This is a genomic window from Tritonibacter horizontis (genome assembly GCF_001518015.1).
Classification (GTDB): Bacteria; Pseudomonadota; Alphaproteobacteria; order Rhodobacterales; family Rhodobacteraceae; genus Epibacterium; species Epibacterium horizontis.
Map to the genome: position 1 here is coordinate 1 of NZ_LPUY01000089.1, position 2,774 is coordinate 2,774.

Annotated in this window: 4 protein-coding genes; all 4 read left to right on the forward strand. The window is 63.2% G+C overall.

The window, feature by feature from the left end; genetic code table 11:
• Positions 1-198 precede the first annotated feature (198 nt).
• Entirely contained in the window at positions 199-819 is a 621-nt protein-coding gene (locus TRIHO_RS17190; RefSeq protein ID WP_068246525.1) for a lytic transglycosylase domain-containing protein, read from the forward strand.
• Positions 816-1,109, forward strand: a complete 294-nt coding sequence (locus tag TRIHO_RS17195; protein WP_012187323.1) for a TrbC/VirB2 family protein — start codon at positions 816-818, stop codon at positions 1,107-1,109. Before TRIHO_RS17190 ends, TRIHO_RS17195 begins: the two co-directional genes overlap by 4 nt.
• Positions 1,102-1,380, forward strand: a complete 279-nt coding sequence (locus TRIHO_RS17200; RefSeq protein ID WP_043772477.1) for a type IV secretion system protein VirB3 — start codon at positions 1,102-1,104, stop codon at positions 1,378-1,380. Before TRIHO_RS17195 ends, TRIHO_RS17200 begins: the two co-directional genes overlap by 8 nt.
• The coding region (locus tag TRIHO_RS17205; protein WP_456300661.1) for a VirB4 family type IV secretion/conjugal transfer ATPase at positions 1,370-2,774 on the forward strand (1,405 nt) is incomplete at its 3' end. The genes TRIHO_RS17200 and TRIHO_RS17205, both read left to right, overlap by 11 nt.

Consider the following 2,774-nt stretch of genomic DNA (forward strand, 5'->3'; position numbering starts at 1 on the left):
AGATCCGCGAGTTCAAGACGATCTCCGGCGTGGTGTCTTTCTTCATTGGCCTTGGTTTTGCGCATGTCGACCTGCCGCTTGAAGCGGGGACAAGCCGTACGCACAAACTCGCCCCGCCAGTCAAAGCCCCATCAGACAAGGGCGCTGGCAGCTAACCTAGTCTGTCTCTGGCTGGTGGCCGAGCCAGCCTCAGCGCAAATGGTCTTGGTCATGGAGAGCGACGGCTCTCTGACCCCATCCCGGGCTCAGAACAGTTTTGCCCGGAACTACAATGACGGCGTTGGTCAGGGATCGGCTGCCGACGAACTCGCGATTTTCGGCAGCGATGAAACTGTGCCAGAGCGAGAAGCGATGCGCTTTGCAGCCCGTGTTGGTCCGGCACCCCTGCCCCGCGCCGATGTCCTCTCCGGGATTCAGACCACGGCCTTGCGCTATGCCGGCCATCCCGGCCTGCGTCGCGCGGGGCTTTCCGTGACGGATTGGCTGGCTCTCTATCGGGCCAATATCGAGGTTGAGAGCGCCTACCGGGAGGATGCGATCTCAAGTGCAGGTGCCATTGGCCTTGGTCAATTGATGCCAGCGACGGCGCGTGATCTGGGCGTCGACCCGCGTGATCCGCTGCAGAACCTCGACGGCTCCGCCCGCTACCTCGCGATGATGCTGGAGACGTTCGGCGATCCGCATCTGGCGCTGGCGGCCTACAACGCCGGACCCGATGCGGTCCGCCAGTATGGCAACGTCCCCCCCTACCGAGAAACCCAGAACCACGTGGCCCGCGTCATGGCCGTCGTGGCCCGATTGGAAGGATCAAGTTCATGAGACAGATTTCAAACCTCTTTGTCGCCTCGCTGGCGCTATTCCTGCTGATTGCCGAACCCGCCCTCGCCCAGAGCATTGATCTCTCCCCGATCCAGAGCCTGTTACAGGGCATCGTCGATGCGCTGACCGGCCCACTTGGCGTTGTCATCGCGACGCTTGCCGTTCTCGGGGTCTTTCTCAGCTGGTTCTTCAACATCATCGATCTGCGTCAGGCGCTCTGGGTCCTCGTGGGCATCGCTGGTGTTGCCGCCGCCCCCACCATCGTTGCCGCGGTCTTTGCCGGTGGCTGAGCGCGCGCCTCTCTTTCTCGGCCTCGTGCGCCCGCCGAAGCTTCTGGGCCTGCCCATCATGTACGCGATGGTCTGGCTCTTCGGTTCGGTGCTCTTGTTCGTCTGGGTCCAGCACATCGGGGTGCTGGGCGTGGCCGCCCTTCTTTATCCGGTGCTGTGGAAGGCCGCAGATTGGGACCCGCGTTTCATCGACGTGATGATGACGGCCCTGCAGGAGACACCGCCCACGCGCAATAGGTCCATCCATGGCGGGGACAGCTATGCCCCGTGATGACGCCCGTGATGCTGCGCTCGATGCCCGCACGATGACGCCGGAGTGGTATGCGCGCGAGACCCGCCTCGCGCATATGCTGCCCTATGTGAGCCTCGTCGACGACCAGACCGTGCGGACCCGGGTGAACGAACTCTTCCGCTGCATCCGGCTCGAGGGGATCAACAGCTACACGACGGACGATGCCTATCTCGACAAGGTGACGGCGCTTTTTGCCCGCATCGTCGCGCAGCTCGGGCCGGAATTCAGCTATTACGTCCACAAGGTCTCCAAGGCCATCAAACCGGATCTCGACCCGATCCGTGAGGACAGCTTCGCAGGCGAGGTGGACCGGCGCTGGCGCGCGAAACTCGAGACCAGCGGGCTCCGCGACAAAACACTGACGCTCACCGTCATTCACCGCCCGCCCCCGAAAAGCCTCCTGCCGTTCCTCAGCCGCAGCGCGCCGGACCGACTGAAGGAGGAGACCCGCAAACGCCTGCAGCGCCTCGGTGAGGCCGTGAACGTCTTCCTCTCGGGGCTTACCGAGCTCAAGCCGCGCCTGCTGTCAGCCGGATCGGGAGAGTTGGTGGGATTTTTGGGCGCGCTCAACACGGGCACCGAGCTGCCGCTCTACCCGGCCAATACCTACGGCTTTCTGTCCTTCAACGTCGCCAATACCCGGGTGACGTTTCAAGGCGACCATTTCGAGCTATCCGAAGGCGTCGTGGGCCATCGCTACGGCAAGAGCTTCACCATCGGGGAATATTCCGAAGGCACCTCCTGCACCATGTTCGACATGCTGAACCTGCCGGTCGACATGATCGTCACGCAGTCCTTCACGCCGATCAATTCGAACCTCATGGCGGGCCGCATCAAGCGGCAAAAGCGGCAGATGCAGGCCAGCCAGGACGCGGCCCTCTCTCTCCTGGAAGCCCTCGATATCGCCGCCGACGATCTCGAAGCCAAGCGCCAGAGCTTCGGCGAGCACCACATGGTCGTGACGCTCTTCTGCGACACGCTCGAAGAGCTGCAAACCCTCAGCGCCGAGATCGTGAACGCCGCCGCAACCGAGGGCGTGAAGATGATCGGCGAGCGGGTCGCGGCCAAGGCGCATTACCTCAGCCAGCATCCCGGCAACCAGCCCAAGCGCGTCCGCGCCAGCGCCGTCACCAATCGCAACTTCGCGGATTTCGCGGCCTTCCACAGAACGCAGCTTGGCAAACCCGCCGAGAAAACCCCATGGGGTCGGGTCATCACCTATCTGCCCACGCCCGAGCAGAGCGCCTACCGGTTTTCCTATCACGAGCAAGGCTCGCCCGACAAAGAACCGACCAGCGGGCATACCCTGATCATGGGACGGCCCGGGTCAGGTAAGTCTGTGCTTTCGGCCTTCCTGATGACCCAGGCCCGTC